This is a genomic window from Vibrio sp. 10N.222.47.A9, assembly GCF_963872585.1.
GTDB lineage: Bacteria > Pseudomonadota > Gammaproteobacteria > Enterobacterales > Vibrionaceae > Vibrio > Vibrio splendidus.
The window spans coordinates 160,048-178,134 of sequence record NZ_CAWNBB010000046.1; the positions used below are offsets into that span (position 1 = coordinate 160,048).

General features: G+C 44.2%; 16 protein-coding genes. 13 read left to right on the forward strand and 3 right to left on the reverse strand.

Annotated elements, in window-relative coordinates:
• Window positions 1–56: 56 nt before the first annotated feature.
• Window positions 57–965: an AraC family transcriptional regulator gene (locus AACT19_RS14505; protein ID WP_076646924.1), complete on the reverse strand. Its 909-nt coding sequence runs from the start codon at window positions 963–965 to the stop codon at window positions 57–59.
• A gap of 220 nt (window positions 966–1,185) precedes the next feature.
• Between AACT19_RS14505 and AACT19_RS14510 the strand changes: the two genes are divergently transcribed.
• Both AACT19_RS14510 and AACT19_RS14515 read left to right on the forward strand, forming a co-directional pair.
• Window positions 1,186–1,947, forward strand: coding sequence for a siderophore ferric iron reductase (locus AACT19_RS14510; RefSeq protein ID WP_076646926.1), 762 nt, complete (start codon window positions 1,186–1,188; stop codon window positions 1,945–1,947).
• Between the two features lie 77 nt (window positions 1,948–2,024).
• Window positions 2,025–2,810, forward strand: a complete 786-nt coding sequence (locus AACT19_RS14515; protein WP_017077534.1) for an ABC transporter ATP-binding protein — start codon at window positions 2,025–2,027, stop codon at window positions 2,808–2,810.
• Window positions 2,811–2,991: 181 nt separating this feature from the next.
• Here the strand turns inward: AACT19_RS14515 and AACT19_RS14520 are convergent, their stop codons facing one another.
• Window positions 2,992–4,185 carry a multidrug effflux MFS transporter gene (locus tag AACT19_RS14520; protein ID WP_004731540.1) on the reverse strand — a complete coding sequence of 398 codons (1,194 nt, stop codon included), beginning with the start codon at window positions 4,183–4,185 and terminating at the stop codon, window positions 2,992–2,994.
• Between the two features lie 270 nt (window positions 4,186–4,455).
• Here AACT19_RS14520 and AACT19_RS14525 point away from each other — a divergent pair, with 270 nt between their 5' ends.
• From AACT19_RS14525 to AACT19_RS14540, 4 genes are all read left to right on the forward strand, one after another.
• Window positions 4,456–5,541, forward strand: a complete 1,086-nt coding sequence (locus tag AACT19_RS14525; RefSeq protein WP_076646928.1) for a PQQ-dependent sugar dehydrogenase — start codon at window positions 4,456–4,458, stop codon at window positions 5,539–5,541.
• 448 nt (window positions 5,542–5,989) lie between these two features.
• On the forward strand, window positions 5,990–6,199 hold the full coding sequence (locus AACT19_RS14530) for a cold-shock protein (protein WP_004731543.1): 210 nt from the start codon (window positions 5,990–5,992) through the stop codon (window positions 6,197–6,199).
• Between the two features lie 118 nt (window positions 6,200–6,317).
• Complete coding sequence (locus tag AACT19_RS14535) at window positions 6,318–6,857, forward strand: YaeQ family protein (RefSeq protein WP_004731545.1); 540 nt, start codon at window positions 6,318–6,320, stop codon at window positions 6,855–6,857.
• On the forward strand, window positions 6,850–7,431 hold the full coding sequence (locus tag AACT19_RS14540; protein ID WP_076646932.1) for a hypothetical protein: 582 nt from the start codon (window positions 6,850–6,852) through the stop codon (window positions 7,429–7,431). Before AACT19_RS14535 ends, AACT19_RS14540 begins: the two co-directional genes overlap by 8 nt.
• A 523-nt stretch (window positions 7,432–7,954) precedes the next feature.
• On the opposite strand, the gene folE is transcribed toward AACT19_RS14540, so the two are convergent.
• The gene (folE, locus tag AACT19_RS14545; protein ID WP_004731548.1) at window positions 7,955–8,608 is read right to left on the reverse strand and encodes a GTP cyclohydrolase I FolE; all 654 of its coding nucleotides are present in this window, start codon (window positions 8,606–8,608) and stop codon (window positions 7,955–7,957) included.
• Window positions 8,609–8,824: 216 nt separating this feature from the next.
• Here folE and moeA point away from each other — a divergent pair, with 216 nt between their 5' ends.
• From moeA to AACT19_RS14580, 7 genes are all read left to right on the forward strand, one after another.
• Window positions 8,825–10,060, forward strand: a complete 1,236-nt coding sequence (gene moeA / locus AACT19_RS14550) for a molybdopterin molybdotransferase MoeA (protein WP_076646934.1) — start codon at window positions 8,825–8,827, stop codon at window positions 10,058–10,060.
• 12 nt (window positions 10,061–10,072) lie between these two features.
• Window positions 10,073–10,822 carry a molybdopterin-synthase adenylyltransferase MoeB gene (gene moeB, locus AACT19_RS14555; RefSeq protein WP_029222137.1) on the forward strand — a complete coding sequence of 250 codons (750 nt, stop codon included), beginning with the start codon at window positions 10,073–10,075 and terminating at the stop codon, window positions 10,820–10,822.
• A 255-nt stretch (window positions 10,823–11,077) separates the two neighbouring features.
• Window positions 11,078–13,213, forward strand: coding sequence for an LruC domain-containing protein (locus tag AACT19_RS14560; protein WP_076646936.1), 2,136 nt, complete (start codon window positions 11,078–11,080; stop codon window positions 13,211–13,213).
• Window positions 13,214–13,224: 11 nt separating this feature from the next.
• Window positions 13,225–13,860 (forward strand): hypothetical protein, encoded by a 636-nt coding sequence (locus tag AACT19_RS14565; RefSeq protein ID WP_076646938.1) that lies wholly within the window; start codon window positions 13,225–13,227, stop codon window positions 13,858–13,860.
• 206 nt (window positions 13,861–14,066) lie between these two features.
• Window positions 14,067–14,381, forward strand: coding sequence for a hypothetical protein (locus AACT19_RS14570; RefSeq protein WP_076646940.1), 315 nt, complete (start codon window positions 14,067–14,069; stop codon window positions 14,379–14,381).
• 140 nt (window positions 14,382–14,521) lie between these two features.
• The gene (locus tag AACT19_RS14575) at window positions 14,522–15,370 is read left to right on the forward strand and encodes a sulfurtransferase (RefSeq protein WP_076646942.1); all 849 of its coding nucleotides are present in this window, start codon (window positions 14,522–14,524) and stop codon (window positions 15,368–15,370) included.
• Between the two features lie 394 nt (window positions 15,371–15,764).
• A partial coding sequence (locus AACT19_RS14580) for a putative bifunctional diguanylate cyclase/phosphodiesterase (RefSeq protein WP_242658951.1) occupies window positions 15,765–18,087 on the forward strand: 2,323 nt, incomplete at its 3' end.

The window sequence follows — 18,087 nt, forward strand, 5'->3', positions numbered from 1 at the left end:
ACAATTGACCCTATTAATAGGAAGGCTTTGCTAGAAGAGAGTGAGCGGGAATATGACTACGATTTAATAATAGGAACCCAGTACTCCATTTCAGCGTCAGAGGCATGTGCTTGATAGGCAAACGGGTACACTTCAAGCTCATATCCATCGACGCCACGATAACCTGAACTTGGCATCCAATTCAGCACAAACCAACTCAAGGTGTGTCGTAAATTCTCAATTGGACCACAGTGCTTCACTACAGCATAAGTTTGCTTAGGAACCGTCAGTACCTCTAATCTTTCAGAGATAATACTCGGTAATTGCGGGATTGAAATTCCTCCCTGAAGTTCTACCCCTGCCCAATAGTGAATATTCGTCCCGTCAAAGCAAGACTGAGTCAGGTCAACCACGCCAATGAACTGGAGCACGTTGTCGTCAGGGATCTCAACTTCACCTTCTAAACGTGACCATAGCTGAGGGACTTTCTGAGCGAAGTCTTGCGTGAGTGAAAACAAACCACTGATTTCTGATGTTATACCTTTCACTAGGAAAGACTCTCTTTCATCAATGCGCACTTCCACAAAGCTTAACGCCCCTTTTTCAGAAGTACTCGCTGTTTCAGATACTTGTATCGGCTTTCTTAGTCCGACTCTTTTGCCTGCTTTTCTATACTGACTTGGGCTAGACCCAAACATCTGCTTAAACGAGCGGCTAAAGCTTATTTCTGAATTGAACCCGAGCCCAAGAGCAATATCTATCACGCGTTCTTTTCCATCAAGCAGGTGTTCTGCAGCTTGGCTTAATTTTAGCTCTCGCACATAATTCGCCACAGTAAGCCCAGTCTCGGCTTGAAACACTCTTTGAAGCTGCCAACGAGACCAACAGCTTTGTGTCGCAATATCTTCTAACGATAGCGAGGAGCTAAGGTTCGAATGGATATAGGTCAAAACGCGACTGATACGACTAAATGCAGGTGTGTTCATATTTAAGCTTTCATATTCTCTATAGTTGGCAGCGACATATTCGATTCACCAATACTTTTATCATTTAAAACGGCTTTTATCACTCAAAAAAAGAAGCGCTCATGTGTGTTCTATAAAATGACCAAAAGACAGAGGCACCGAGTAGATGCTCCATTTTGTATGGTTATCCTCGATTATGTCCGTTATGATAACGCTACTGATTCTCATTTAATGGTTTATGATGCTTTCCCAGCTGCACAATATTATCACTCGTCGGAGAGCCCCGTCTCTACATCAGAAAATCTTCGCTCACTCAAAACAAGTGACACCTTATTTAAGTGGAAGCTTTGGTGTTCTGCATAGCAAGAGCATTGCAATAACGAATGATGATAGCCATAAAGAAATCAAACACGTTTACGATGGCCTTGCGCAGAGCCACCCTGAAGCAGGCAAAGCCTATTGGTTAACCCGAACGTGGGATCTGGTTTGCTGGCAACCAATCTACGTGACCTTTATATCTATCTACGGCCTTCACTCACTGCCTGATATTAAGAATATCGGCCAGTTTAGGTACAAAGAATTTGTCACAGGCTACCGTTTCTTTAATGGTGATCATGAACACGGTTCACCAGAAGAACTGATTCCACAAGCGGGCGAAGCTATTCTTGCACTCACAGAGTTTTATCGTAGCCAGATTAGTGAATGGACACGTATTCGTCCGGGGTTTACCAATCATCTACTTGCTGATCTGTTACTAGGCAGCTTGATAAAACTACAGCAACACGAACCGAGCCTAACCAACGATTATATCACTGAACAAGCTAAGCTCTGGTTAGAAGCATGCCAGTTATCTGAAAATCATGTAGACAGCCTTAAAATAGACGCTGATTCAGGGATGCTAAAACTGATCAGAATCAGCTGCTGCTTAGTTTATAAGTGCGACTCTAGAAAGTATTGCGACGATTGCCCAAGACACCCCGACAACAAAAAAACAGCTCAATAACACCCTCTATTTTTAAAAGCCAATAAAGCTCGTTTAATTTCACTGAAGCGCTTTATTGGTCTAGGCACAGGACTGACATGTTTCAGCTTTCAAACATCAAAATTGTTCGTGATGAACGAACGATTCTCTCAATTGAAGACCTCACGATTCCGACCAACGAACTGACCGTCGTTCTTGGCCATAATGGTTCGGGTAAATCTACACTCGTTAATTTGCTCTCAGGGCAGATGTCACCAGATCATGGCAGCGTGGAACTAGATGGCGCTTCCCTCTCTTCATTCAAAAGCAAAGACTTAGCCAAGCAGATTGCTTATTTACCGCAAAAGCTCCCAGCCTCTGCTGGCTTAACTGTCGAAGAACTGGTTCGTTTAGGGCGTTTCCCATGGAGAGGCGCACTAGGTCGTTGGAATTCAGAAGACAAATCGATTATCCAACAAGCGATGGAAAGAACCGGTGTCACTGAATTCTCACAAGCTTTGGCGGATGATTTGTCTGGAGGAGAACGTCAACGAGCATGGGTCTCTATGTTACTGGCTCAGCAGTCACCGGTATTGATCCTTGATGAACCGACCTCTGCATTGGATGTTCATCATCAGTTTCAGCTAATGGGCTTACTGTCTGAACTCAACAAAAAAGAAGATGTTGGGGTGATCGTTATTTTGCACGATTTGAACCTAGCGCTTCGTTACGCGACGCACATTGTCGCCCTGAAAAAAGGTCAGATTGCGTTCGAAGGCAGCGCGGATAAGTTACTCGATGAAGAAGCTTTGTCAGCACTGTATGAGTCCCCTATCCGATTGATCGATCATCCAGTTCCAGCTAATACTGCAGCAAGTGAGAAGGTTGCAGTCGTCTGTGAATAGTTCGGGCATTTCAGTTTAAGTCTAAGCGTTAGGCTCTAAGTTCTAAGTTCTAAGTTCTAAGTTCTAAGTTCTAAGTATAATTAAGGCCATTGAAATCATAAACTTCAATGGCCTTTTCGTTTTTCGCTCGCTCGCTAGCTAGCTAAATAATAAATAATTAAATAACCAGATAACCAAATAACTAGCTAAGCTGAGACTCTCTCGCTTCTTGGCTACTGAAACCACGTAAAATATTAAACAGGGTAATCAGTGTGAACAACATGATGACAAGCGATAGATGCCACGCTTCTCCTAGCCCTAACTGAACCAGCCCCATACTCACCATTGAAGACACCACCATCTGCCCTCCGCCAGACATCGCAGCAGCCGCGCCAGCGTTCTTCTTATAAGGCAACATCACCAAGGCCTGAGCACAAGGTAACGCAATACCATTGCCAAGAATCATCAAGAACTGGCCAAGCATTAAATACAGTGGCTCAAGTGGACAAAAGAAAAGCCACAACGCTGCAGCAACATGTAATACAGGTGTGCATAACAGAGTTTTCTTGTTACCCAGCATAGGGCGAATACGGTTACATAAGCTTGTTCCGCCCAGCATACCTAATGCAGGAATCACCGCCCACATCGCGTATTCATCAGACGTCATGCCAATCTGGTTTTGCATAATAAATGGCATCACTGATACGGTGGTGATCATCAAGCTAAAGTTAAGCCACCCGATACTCGCAAAGCTCATAAAATAACGAGAAGTAAGTAACTCTTTATATTGAGAAACCATTTTCTTCGGTGAAGGGATAGCCGAAACCTGAGTGACGGTTTCCTTAAACTTGAACGCCAACACCACCCAAGCCAATGAGACATAGCCAAGTAGTGAGATAAACACCATACTCCAGCCAAAGTGGAAGTTAATAAACCCACCGATAACAGGCGCGATCAAAGGTGTTATAGACGCAACCATCGCAATATAAGACATAGCCAAAGGCAAGTCTGCGCCGTTGAATCTATCGCGCGTCGAGGCACGTGCAAGTACAGCACAACAGCCGGTTCCTAGGCCTTGCAGAAATCGCCCCATCACCATATTGGTAAACGAGTGGCTGAAGAAAATGATCATCAATAGTCCCAGCATGGCGATTAATAATCCGCTCAGCAGCACTTTCTTTCGCCCAAGAGCATCGGAAATAGGGCCATAAATAAACTGGGAAGGCCCAAAACCTAATAGGTACACGCTTACCAATAGCTGAGCTTGCTCTAGTGATACATCGAAGTCTTTGGCGATCCAAGGTAGTGATGGAAACACAAGCCCCATACTGAGCTGACCGATACTGATGACCAAACACGCAAGTAAGATCGATTTAAAATCAAACCGACGACTCATCGTTTAATACGTCCGTTCGAAGAAAAAACGTGCGTACCTAAGCCGCAACATAAAAACAGAGAAAATAGCGGAAACGCTGCTGGCGAGTTGTTCATAATGCTCCGACTGGATCAAATAGAGAAAGGCACAGTAAACATACGTGAGCTTGTATAATCATACAATAGGCGTTCAACTAAATATGTGAATAGTCACTTTTCAGCAACCTCAGCTTTCCGCCTGCCCACGACAAGCGCTAGACTAACACTAGATGCTCATAATCAAGGGACTTCAATGAACACTCATCACCGTATTTTTTCATGTGCTTTGGCGCTGCTTGCCCTTGCTCCTACAACGTCAGCCTTTGCGTGGCAGGCAGAGAAGATCACCGACGGACTCATGATCCCTTGGGGGTTGGCTTATATCAACGACAACTCCATGCTAGTAACAGAAAAATCAGGCGTCATTAAACACATTGATTTAAAGACCGGCGATCAAAACACATTGTTCAGGCTGCCAAATGTTTGGGCGAAAGGCCAAGGTGGATTATTGGATATCGCACTCTCCCCTTTTGAAAACGGAAAGTTCTACGTCACTTATAGTAAAGAGGTCGATGGTGAAGGTGTAACGACACTGGCTTCTGCTAATTACAGTAATAATGAAATCACGAATTGGACAGACGTGTTTGTGTCGAAATCCAAAACGGACACAGGGCGTCACTTTGGTAGCCGTATCACCTTTGATGAGAGCCACCTGTATTTTTCAATCGGCGATCGTGGTGACAGGGACAACGGCCAAGACACCATGACTCATTCAGGCTCAATATTGCGATTAAATGCCAATGGAAGCACACCAAGCGATAACCCATTCACTGATAACAACAAAGTACTCAATGAGATTTGGAGCTATGGCCATCGTAATCCACAGGGGCTGTTCTATGATGCTCCGACTCAAAAACTTTGGTCGATTGAACACGGCCCGCGCGGTGGTGATGAAATCAACCTAATAAAAGCAGGCGCCAACTATGGATGGCCAGTCACATCACACGGAAAAGAGTATTGGGGCCCAATTAACGTTGGCGAGTCTAAAACCAAAGATGGTATTGAAGCGCCTAAAAAAGTCTACGTTCCTTCAATCGCTCCGGGGAGCTTGATTGTTTACCAAGGCGATAAATACCCAGAGTTAAAAGGAAAGTTGCTGGCTGTCGCACTTAAGCTTACTCACATTAATATTGTGACAGTCAATGAACAAGGTGAGGCAATCAAGGAAGAGCGTATTTTAGAAGACTTAGGCGAAAGGATAAGAGACATCGAAAATTCACCAAGCGGCGACATCTTTTTCAGTACCGATAATGGCAACCTGTACCGCTTGAAAAAGTAGTCTAGTTCTCGTTCAAGTAAAGACATTTTCCTTACAACGACAGTGATAAATATAAGCCGTTAAAAGTGGGCTCAACACCCAGTTACCGGCTTCTAATTTGCAAAAATAAATGCGCTAAAACAGTGCATTCACTCCAAATTCGTCATCAATTTCGACCACCATTTTCACAAAAATGACAACAAATCACCATACAACTGTAACTCCATGATATTTAAGGAATGCAAAGTTTGACTACCCCCAAGTTTCTGCAACCTTTCACTATGGATTCGATTGACTATCCCCTGATTTGATTTAGACTTCATCTCGGCTAGAAAGAAAGTTCTTTGTATATAAACATTTCGTTGGATTACTAGTAACCCCGTTGTGTTGTACGCAATAGCAATAAACTTTTCCGCGCTATCAGTGCCACAATTGGCTCATAATAAAAATTTAATTTTAGGATATCATCATGTCTAACACAGTTACTGGTAAAGTAAAATGGTTCAACGAAACTAAAGGCTTCGGCTTCATCGAGCAAGAAAACGGCCCAGACGTATTCGCACATTTCTCTGCAATCACAGGCGACGGTTTCAAAACTCTTGCTGAAGGCCAACAAGTTGAGTTCACTGTATCTCAAGGTCAAAAAGGCCCTCAAGCTGACAGCATCAAAGTACTTTAATTTAGTATTTTAAAGCTTTCTAAAAATAGCCAGCCTCTGCTGGCTATTTTTTTACCCTCTATTCAGAGATTTAAGGTAATATTCCCCCCTCACTATTTCTACCTAAGACACCCCCTCAATGGCTCTTAAACCGACAATCTACAAGTTTCGTATCTCTTTAACCGATATGAATCGCGACTATTACGACTCTTTTAATCTAACGGTTGCACAACACCCTTCTGAAACAGAGCAGCGCATGATGGCGCGTATCATTGCTTTCTGTATCAATGCATCTCCTGAACTTGAGTTCACTAAAGGGTTGTCTAGTATTGAAGAACCCGATTTATGGCAGAAGTCGTTAGATGACCAAATCTTAGAGTGGATTGATGTGGGTGAACCCGATCCAGAACGCGTTAAGAAAGCGACTCGCTTATCTAAGTCTGTGAGCGTGTTCAGCTTCAACACTAAATCGAATGTTTGGTGGGAACAAAACAAAGGTAAGTTCGGTTACCTGAAAGCTCAAATCGTTCGTCTAGACAACGATGGTATTGAGCAACTAGCAGCGATGACACAACGTACGATGGACCTTTCAGTAATGCTGTCGGGTAACTCTGCGTTCGTAAACAGCGACACGCAATCTGCAGAAGTGACGTGGGAAGAGCTACAGAGTAATGACTGAGATCCAAACTCAGACTGAACCTCAGCGCCAAACTAAGCTCGAAGCGTGTTTGCAGCTCTCAGGCCTCGATTCAGTCAAAGCGCTGACGACTGGCTATGAAAAAGAGCTATCGTCATTTATTGATGAAAACCATGCTCTGTTTAAGCACGCTTGCGAGAACAAGCCGGACAACTCTGCACGTCAGACGTTGCTTGGCCTGTTAACCAAGGTACATATCGATGCAAGCTATCGCTTTGAAAGTAATAAAGAAGCGAATGAAGCGATGCAAAATGTATTCGATAATACAGTGGGGACTGAGCACAGCGATAAGTTTCAAAACTCTAACGCTCAGCAGTTACAGTTAATCACTCATTTGTGGTTGTTCATTCAAGGACGACTAGGAATGGATTACAGCCTTGCTAATGATCATGCTGCTGTAGCCGCTACTCTGTTGTCTCGCATATCGAGAAGCAGTGATGATGAGATTCGCATAGAGTTTATGGCCAGTTTTTATGATGGTTTAAACCTCTATCAAGCTGAGAATAAGCCGTCCGGTTTTGTTCACCACTTTAAGCGTTTGTTTAATCTTACTTAAGCATTCCACCAGCTGCTGTACCCAAATTTGCGCTTTATAGATTCTGTAGAGCGCATCTAATTTCCGGTCCAACCAACCCACATCGAAAATGCAGATTCCCTATTACGCTCGTTCCTCACTTTAGGGAATGACGAAAGTAACTAAGTCACTCATTCTGCAAGATCATCAGTGTTTGCTTCTAATAGGCTGGCGTAGAATACACTCTGAACCCCCACCCTCGTATTTTACCTCACTCGCCGTCATCCTCGAGAAGGAGGAACGACTGAGTCGGGGATCTCCCGCTAACCACACTAATAAACGCCTAATCAAAACAGATTCCCTATTACGTTCGTTCCTCACTTTAGGGAATGACGAAAGTGAATGAGTCGCTCATTCTTCACTCTAGGTAATGACGACATTTGTAGTCATTACAATTAACTTCATTACAGGCGTAAAAAAGCCCCGCAGAAAGCGAGGCTTAGAATATTTTCAACGAACATCAATTTACAGAGGCTAAATCGCGTTCATCCAGTGACGACACGTATTAACGCAGGCCGTGTAAGAACTCGTGGCGCGTTGCTGGGTTTGATCTGAAGATACCGCCCAATGCTGTTGTTGTCGTTTCGCTGGTTGCGTCCATTACACCACGAGATTTTACGCAGTAATGAACCGCATCCATGGTTACAGCAACATCATCCGTTTCTAGTAGCGTTTGCAATGCTACAAGGATTTGCTGTGTCATGCGCTCTTGAACTTGTGGACGCTGAGCAAAGAAACGAACGATTCTGTTGATCTTCGAAAGACCAATGATCTTACCTTGAGGAATGTAAGCGACTGCGGTTTTACCATCAATGGTCACTAAGTGATGCTCACATGTGCTGGTGACGGTAATGTCTTTTACACGAACCATTTCACGAACACCCATCTTGTTTTCGATCACGGTGATTTTAGGGAAATTGGCGTAATCCAAACCAGAGAAAATCTCATCCACATACATTTTTGCAATACGTTGCGGTGTTTCTTCCAGACTGTCATCTGCAAGATCAAGTTCAAGGAGAGTGAGAATCTCACGCATATGGTGTTCGATTCGTTCCTTTTTCTCTTCTCGGCTAACCTGATTAGGACGCATTGGTGTCTCTAATCCGCGGCTTGCTAGCGCATCTTTAACCAACTTCGCTGATTCGCTAAGACCTGACATTGAACTTCCTCTTTTAATACCCCTTCTGGATGGCAAACAAGGATACTCGGAATTTTGAATAAATACACCCATATTTTAAGGGAGGTCATTATTTACGGGGCTTAAACTATGCTAAAGTGGCTGCAATTTCGTTGGCGAACAACCGTGATTTGATAATTATTGAGCCACCATTGCCAACCACTAAATCAAAATAATAACGACCAAAGGATTTCAATTATGGGCTGTTGCGACGCTCCGGGCTTGATGCCAATTGAAGAAGCACTAGATAAGCTGCTATCGCCAATTAAACCTATTCAAACGACCTTATCATTGCCATTAGCAGAAGCATTGGGTTACGTACTTGCTGAAGATATTCTGTCCCCTATTTTCGTCCCTCCTTTTGATAACTCAGCAATGGACGGCTATGCACTGCGCTTAGCAGACTTAGAGAACGGTAAAGTTCTTCCATTAGCAGGCAAGTCTTTTGCGGGCCAACCGTTCGAAGGTGAATGGCCAGCAAACACCTGTATTCGCATTATGACAGGCGCAAAGATCCCGGAAGGTTGTGACGCCGTAATCATGCAAGAAAATACGGCCGAAACTGAGGCTGGTATTGAGATTCAACAAGACGACATCAAGCCGAACAATAACATTCGCCCTACTGGTGATGATATCAAGCAAGGCGATATCGTACTTAGCCGTGGTGAGCGTTTAACACCTCGTGACATCCCAATGATTGCTTCATTAGGTGTGAGCCACGTGACAGTGTTACATAAACCTAAAGTCGCTTTCTTCTCTACTGGCGATGAGCTAAAGCCATTAGGTCAACCGCTTGAAGACGGTCAGATCTACGACAGTAACCGTTACGGTATTAAACCATTAATCGAAGCATTTGGTTGTGAAGCTATCGACTTGGGTATCATCCCAGATTGCCCTGCAACGCTTAAAGAAACGTTCGAGAAAGCACAGCAAATAGCAGACGTGGTTGTGACTTCTGGTGGCGTGAGTGTTGGTGAGGCGGATTACACCAAAGATATTTTGGAAGAGATCGGCCAAATCGGCTTCTGGAAACTGGCAATTAAACCGGGCAAACCGTTCGCATTTGGTGAGTTGGATAACGCGTGGTTCTGTGGCTTACCGGGTAACCCAGTGTCGGCGATGATGACCATGTATGTTTTGGTTCAGCCTATGTTAGCTAAATTGGCTGGTCACGCAGCATGGACAGCACCAGAGTCGATTCCTGCTATCACTAAATCTGCATTCAAAAAAGGCCCAGGCCGTACTGATTACCAACGTGGTATCTACTCGATTGAAAACGGTCAGTTTGTAGTAGAAACAACAGGTAACCAAAGTTCAGGCGCTTTCCGCTCAATGAGCTTAGCAAACTGTTTTGTGGTACTAGAGCGTGAACGTGGCCGTGTTGAAGTCGGTGAAACGGTTCAGATTCAACTGTTTAACTCGACGCTTTACTAACGAGGCTTGATGATGGAAATACTGTCTGATGCTGAGATGCTTCGCTACAACCGTCAAATCATTCTTAAACAGTTTGATTTTGAAGGCCAAGAGGCGCTGAAACAGAGCTCAATCTTGGTACTGGGTGCCGGCGGCTTGGGTTGTGCCTCTGCGCAATACCTTGCGACCGCGGGTATTGGTAAGCTGACACTGATCGACGATGATATTGTCGAGCTTTCAAATTTACAGCGACAAGTACTTCACACCGATGCTGATATTGGTAAGAAGAAGGTCGATTCTGCCGCTGAATCGTTACAGATACTGAACCCTCACCTGACGATTGAAACTGTTGACCACAGGCTTGATGACCAAGCACTTGGCAAGTTGATTGAAGCACATTCACTTGTTCTTGATGCCAGTGACAACGTTGAAACGCGCAATCAACTCAACCGCTTGTGTTACGCCTCTAAAACGCCACTCGTATCAGGTGCAGCGATTCGCATGGAAGGTCAGATTAGTGTGTTCACTTATCAAGACGCAGATGCACCGTGTTATCAGTGCTTGAGTGCTCTATTCGGCAACGCTGCTCTAAGCTGTGTTGAAGCTGGTGTGATGGCGCCTGTTGTTGGCATGGTGGGCGCGGCTCAAGCTTTGGAAGCTATCAAGGTTATTGCTAAGTTTGGACAACCAAAGCAAGGCAAGCTTTTAATTCTCGATGCCATGTCTCATAGCTGGCGTGAAATGAATTTAATGAAGATGCCTAATTGTTCGGTGTGTGGATAAGCTAAGTCCTATCCCCTCTTATCGAAAACCTAAGCCTTGACTAAAAGTCAGGGCTTTTTTAGAGCTCAACATCAGCTTCTCAAATCGATTTATCAATTTGAAAGACTCTATGAGAGATTAATTTCATTTGAGTTCTCATTTTGAGAATACAATAAAAACCCCAGCACCCAAAAATATAAACAATAAAAATCAATAGCTTAAAATTGGCACGTAACTTGTAAAAGTATCTAGACCTTCCATGACAAGGATGTAGATATGAGAATTACAACGTTAAGTTTGCTATTAAGTGCGCCCCTAGTCGCCAACGCAGCGCCATTCGATACATGTCCAAGTAAGGCGTACCTCTTTCAATCCACCCCAGTGCAAGTTTGGGGCGTTAATCTAGTGACAGGTTCAACCACCCTGTTAGAAGACGATACAGGTATGAATGCCAACATCAATGGTGTCGGTTTCGACTTTCAAGACAGATATATTTATGGCTATGACACCACCAACAAACGCTTGGTGCGCCTTGGACAGGATTTCCAAGCTGAAGTCATCAATACCAGTGGATTGCCCACCGATCACACCTTTTATGTAGGTGACGTATATGATCACGTTTACTACTTATACCGTACAGGAAAAGGGCTATTCACCGTTGACCTATCTCCTTTAGATACCGACCCAAACGCGACCGTTACGGTTAACAAAATAGCTGGTAGCCCGGCAACCGTAAAACTGACCGATTTTGCTTTCCACCCAAGTGATGGATCTTTGTATGGTATTGATAACAACTCGGGTGGCCTGTACAGCTTCAACCCCACTACAGGCGCAGAAACCTACATTGGTGACACCGGAGAAACAGGTACATTCGGCGCAGGTTATTTCGATGTAAACGGCTACTACTACGTATCTCGAAATCAAGACGGTAAGATTTACCGAATCAACTTATCTCCTGACAACGCGACCAATATCGCTGCTGGGATTGTTCCGGCGGTTGAATTTGTATCGAATGGCCCAGCTTCTGGTCAAAACGATGGTGCTCGTTGTGCTAATGCACCTGTTGTTGATGAAGACTCAAACATCGACTTCGGTGATGCTCCAGACAGCTACCTAACGTTACTGGCGAGCAATGGCCCTCGACATGAACTCGATGGCATCACATGGTTAGGTACAACTCCTCCAGATGCGGATCTAGATGGTTATGTCACACCTCAATCAGATGAAACTGTCGGGGTGGATGATGAATGGGCCAACGGTGGTATCGGTTTTGTTACCGCACTTGAAGCCGGACTTGATTCAAAAGTTGTGATTGAAGCTTCAACAACCGGTTACCTTTCAGCTTGGATAGACTGGAACCAAGATGGCAGCTTCGATGGCGCCAACGAGCAAGTGTTTACAGATTACGCGCTCGATGCTGGTGAAAACGATCTGTTCCTTAATGTTGATATCAACGCACTAACCGGTACTACGTGGGCTAGATTTAGATTCAGCCAACAAACCAACCTAAGTTATTTTGGCGGTTCAACCTCTGGTGAGGTGGTCGATATTCAAGTCGATGTCCTTAACGATGGTGCCACCGCTCGTTACTTCCCAAGTGCTTCTGGCTACGCAACGCTCGCGTACGAAGATAACTGGCCATATAAAGCCGACTACGACATGAACGATGCTGTTCTTATGTATCGCATTACCGAGATCCTTAAAGATGGAAAGGTCGTTAAATCCACCATCGACGGACGCTTAGCTGCTGTCGGGGCATCGTACAGAAATGGGTTTGCTGTTCGACTTCCTAACCTAGACCCGAGCTTGGTGAGTAGTGGTAGCTCTTACATGAAACACAACGGTGTATTCACTGACTTTGACCTAGAAGATGGACGTAGCGAAGCAATCTTTGTTATCGCCAATGACCTGACAGAAAAAATCAGCACTGGCTGTACCTTCTACCGCACCAGTAATGGATGTAAAGAGGATGAGCAGTTCTCATTCCAAATTGGTATTACTTTAGCCGGTGACGGTGTGAGTACTGGCAGTTGGACCGATATGCCTTACGACCCGTTCATTTTTGCAACGCCTGGGTATTATCACGGTGAAAACCTACCTCTACATCCAGGGCGCAGCTGGGAGGTTCACTTGCCAGACCAAGCTCCAACCGAGGCATTTGATACCACTAACCTCTTTGAAGCTGGATTAGGCGTCGATGACAGTAATCCATCAACAGGTAAATACTTCAAAACAGCAGAAAACCACCCTTGGGCTCTCATAGTAACTTCGGATGACGAATGGGAGTGGCCTCTAGAGTACGTCGATATTGTTACCGCTTACCCAGAGTTTAAAGAATACGCAGAATCCGGCGGTGACACGAACCAAACATGGTACCAATCACCTGCAGACAACCAACATTACGAACCATAAGGAGAGACGTTATGACTATTCACACTAAACAATATCGAGACAATCATTGCGTTGATTCAAGCCGCAATCTCTCTGAGGAAGAACGTATGTCTGTACAAAGCACTTGGAACATGAAGAAGTCACTAGCCGTTATTTTAGCTACAGCTCCATTGGTATTAGCCGGTTGTGGGGGCGGTGGTGGTGGCGGCGGAAGTGCATCTACTCCATCGCCATCGACACCCTCGACACCTGCAACCCCGTCGACTCCGGTAACAGCAACGACTCCGGTAACAGCAACGCCTTCGCCGTCTCCCGCGACAAGTGCGGTAGCAGCGCAAAGCTATACGATGAGTGATTTGGTGGTACCTGACGGGTTTGACTACAACTCTGTTGAACAGTTTGATCTCGACATCGACATCAGCAGCATTTCGACAGATCGTTCTTTTGTGACCGTTTATAGCCGATTTAGCACAAGAGATGACTCAACCTTGAAGCCGGATTACTCCAGCAAGGTCATTGCAGGCCCACTAGATAATGGTGTGTTCGCCTCGAACTTTGCAGCCCCAGTAAACCATGAAGCACTCTTGATAGAGATTTGGTTCTACGATGGTCAACCACCATTACAACAAGTAGTTTCTGGCGGTGACTCTCAGATTGTCTGGCAGTAAGTCGTTTAACAGCAAGTAACATGTCGTTAGCGAGATCTCTGACGAAACAGATTCAAAATGGATTGTTTGTAAGTAGAAAGTGAGCAGAAATGCTCACTTTTTTACTTTCGTCGAAGAGCAGTTAATTCAGCTTTCTTAGCGAGTAGCATTCACTTTACCACCAATCTCACTTATATTTTCAACATAACCTTCAAAGACTTACTCTCATGAAACAGTTAAAAATAGGTCTATTTATCTTAATGTGTGGCGTAGGCATGTTAGTTGCCCTTGCCTATTTCCCGCTAACATCAGAGACAGGACAACGCATTCAAGCCAAAGTAATTTCGAACACGCTGACTCAATCCTTAGATGGACACAGGCGTTATCTTACGGTTCAGACAAAAGATAATGACGTATTTCGCGTCTCTATTGCTCCAACCACAGACTGCCCTATTGATTCTGTGGTCGCGCTTGATACATTAAACAATCAAATAACCGGACAAAGCAGTTATCAGTTCATCCACTGTCGAGCTGCACAGTAACGGGCTATACAACAACGGTATTCGTAAAAACGACAGTAACCTCTCTAACAACAAGAATCGCTCTAACACTGTATTAGCTAAAACAGTAGTAATGCATAACAACAATAATCGCTAAAACAACAAGAATGGATATAACAATAATGAATCAGCCACTCATCTCACCACAACAACTTCAACAACGTTTGCTAGCAGAAGACAATATCATCCTCCTCGACGCCAGTATCGAGTTTCAAATTCCAAGCGAGTCAGAGAAGATCAAAGGACAAATGATTCCTGGGGCTATTCGTTTTGACTACGACAAAGATTTTTGTAACAAGCACACTCTGCTTCCTCACATGTTCCCGACCGAAAAACACTTCAACACAAGTGCACAAGAAATTGGCATCAATCAAGACAGCACGATTGTGGTTTACGATAACGCCGGAACCTTCGCTTCGCCCCGTGCGTGGTGGATGTTTATGGCAATGGGACACAACAACGTATACATCTTAGATGGTGGTTTACCTGCGTGGATCGAAGCTGGTTACGCGACAGAGACTGACTATCGAACCGAAGTGAAAACGGGCAACTTTGAAGGCCATATTCAAGACAACTATTTTGTCAGTGCTCAGCAGATTGAAAGTTGCTCAACTGATAAGAGCGCAAACATTGTAGACGCGCGTTCTCAAGCTCGCTTCGATTCAGAAGTTCCTGAACCACGTGAAGGCTTACGTAGTGGCCACATCCCAAACTCAGTTTGCTTACCGTTCGCTCAAGTACTAAATGATGGCAAATTAAGAACTCAACAAGAGTTAATTGAGATATTTTCCACCATAGAGATCACCCCTTCTCAACCTATGTTCTTTAGCTGTGGCTCTGGAGTAACAGCCTGCATCATATTATTGGCCGCTAAACTCGCTGGCTATACAGGTGAAATGGGCGTTTACGATGGCTCATGGACTGAGTGGGGCGCTAACGAGAAGCTACCTATCGCCGTAACTGAAAAGTAATTCAACTTCACTTAGTGCTACTGTTAACCATACTGCTAGAACATACGACGTGCGCATAACAAGCTTATTCACAGTGAGAATAAAACCTCATGGAGTAAGCTTTTTACTCTGTAGCTAACGGCTACCTCCGCTTGAAGCCAGAGCTCGATTAGCGTTACTGCTATAAACGACGACCGTTTGCTAACTATAAACTGTGATTAACCATGGGTTATTCGTTATCAAAATTCTGAATACTAATATTTCGCTCAAGAATCTCTGCTCGTAGTCGTTACACTATTTAATCATTAATACTTTCATTATTGATATTTGTATCCTTCGTTGCATGAATCACGCTGACAATCCACTAGTTTGTCACTTGCTCTCTGTTTAAGTAGTAATTAACAAAAGGCATCTCATGGCTCTATTTAAGAAAAATATCTGGTCGCTGTATGTTCTGATCGTACTGCTTACCCTGATACTTTTCGCTGTGTTGGGCGTAAGCAAGTGGCAAGCAAACAGAGATGACTTTACGGAGCAACAGCACATTCAGGTAGAACTTTTTTCTAGCTCTGTTAGCTCGCTGATGACCAGCCAAGAAGCACTACTTGAAGTTGTAGGGCACCAGTTAGCCCAACAATCTGATTTTACTCGCACGGCTTCTATCCAGATTCGACCAATATTAGATAAGCTACTTGATACTCACCCCGCGATAGCCGCATTTGGGTTACTTAATCCTGAAGGTGATTACCTTGCAATTAGCTCAAACCTACAGCTGTCCGATCAGCATAATTTGCTTAACGACTCATACACCAGAGATTCATTTCTCGAGGCCATATCTAGCGAAAAAATGGTGTTGGGACGTACCTATTTCCAGGACTCACTTAACAGCCTAGTAATTCCACTAAGAAAGTCGATTTCAATCGATGGCAAGCATGTCGATGCGGTCATGACTGCGGGTTTGCGTTTGGACAGTACGATCGTATTTGAAAGCAACGCACACGCAGGTAGCTACAACACGTTAACTTTGCTTAGAACAGACAACTATCGTCAGTTCTTTTCTAGCGACATCGAATCTCTTGACGCCTATTTGAAGCCTGTTGCTAACGACCTGATGAAGCGCATTACCAAAAACTTTTTAGAACAAGTGAATGTCAGCGTCAAAGGAGCAAAAACCGGTAAAGACACGTACTCTTTCAGTATCAGTGACGACACATACCACTCGCTCGTTAGCGCTCAATACATTCCAGACTACAAGCTTTGGGTTGTCGGCCGCACAGATCTATCGCACGTCGATGGCATATTCGTAAAAGAGTTTGGCATTCTTTTTGTTGCCTTTATTTTTCTTCAATTTGGTTTCTACTTTTTAGTAAAATCGATTGCCAAGAACGAACAACGTACTCGAAGCCAACTCATCTACCAAGCGAATCATGACCCGTTAACCTCTCTACCCAACCGTTTATACATGCGTAGAAACATTAGTAAATGGATTGAAGATGAGTCAGAGCCGTTCTCACTATTGTTTATCGATATCGATAACTTCAAGTGCGTCAACGATACCCACGGACACGACTTCGGTGACAAGGTGCTCAAGCAAATCGCTTTACGTTTGATGAGATTCCGCTCTCGAGTAAGCCTATTGGTGCGCGAATCCAGTGATGAGTTTTTATTCTTAACGCCTTTATCGAATGAAGTGGAAATTAAACGACTCGCCAAGCGAATTATTGAAGTACTGTCTCAACCTTATGAAGTCGAAAGTGCACAGTTCTTGTTAGGTTGCAGCATCGGCGTAGCGCGTTTTCCTGAACACGGAAAAGATTTAGATAGCCTGTTACGCTCTGCCGACATTTCCATGTACAAAGCGAAGCAGCAGCAAAACTCGTACAGTATTTTTACAACGGAGATGCAAGACGCCCACCTCTACAAAATGAAAGTAGAACAAAGGCTACGTATCGCGATCGAGAAACAAACTCTGTTCATGGTATTCCAGCCACTGGTCCGTGCTGATGAAAGTATTCACGGTGTAGAAGCACTCGTTCGCTGGATTGATGACGAGCTGGGTTTCGTTCCACCAGATGTCTTTATACCTGTGGCTGAAAACACTGGCTTAATGCAAAAGCTCGGCACTTTTATTATTGAGTCCAGCATTATGCAGATCGCTCATTTGCACCGAACAACGGAACAAAAGATCGGGCTTTCGATCAACATATCTGTTCGACAGTTTTCTCACCGATCTTTCTCTGAGCATTTATTCACAACGCTGGAGAAGTATCAGCTCTCTGCAAGTTGTCTAACATTAGAGATCACTGAAAGCCTGTTCATTGAAGACGTAGACATAGTAAAACCTATTTTCGAGGCCTTACACGAAAAGAATATTAAAATATCTTTAGATGACTTCGGTACGGGCTATTCATCACTAAGCATGTTGAAAGCACTCCCTATCGATGAACTAAAAATCGATAAGAGCTTTATTGAGAACATTGCTGTCGATCAGCAGTCACTCACCATGGTGCAAAACATCATCGCAATCGGTAAGAACTTCGGCATGGTGGTATTGGCAGAAGGCGTAGAATCAAACGAGCACTTCGCGATTCTAAAGGCATGTGGATGTGACTTAATGCAAGGCTACTACTTCTCTCGCCCTATTCCTTATGATGAGCTATGTAAGTATCTGACACCTACTCTGGTCGAGAAAGAAGAACTACCTGAGGCTTTGCTGCGTAATTCAATGGAACTAAATC